Here is a 239-nt window from a genome sequence, read left to right on the forward strand (position 1 = left end):
GTTATGAGCCTGACGAGCTACCGGGCTGCTCCACCCCGCGCCAGGGTGTTTATTATGAACCGGTTGGGTATTTTTTCGCGGTTGCCGCGTTGAATGGTCTGTTTTGTATGGTTTTGAGAAGATGATTTGATATTTGTGTGCTTAGCAGACCTGGCAGCGACCTACTCTCCCGTGTCTTAAGACAAAGTACCATTGGCGCTGGAGCGTTTCACGGCCGAGTTCGGAATGGGATCGGGTGC

At 52.3% G+C, this 239-nt stretch carries 1 rRNA gene; it reads right to left on the reverse strand.

Going from position 1 to position 239, the window contains the following annotated elements:
• Positions 1 to 148 precede the first annotated feature (148 nt).
• Positions 149 to 239 (reverse strand): 5S ribosomal RNA (gene rrf, locus QSJ70_RS27620); the annotation flags it as partial.

This window comes from Brucella sp. NBRC 12950 (genome assembly GCF_030268145.1).
Lineage (GTDB): Bacteria > Pseudomonadota > Alphaproteobacteria > Rhizobiales > Rhizobiaceae > Brucella.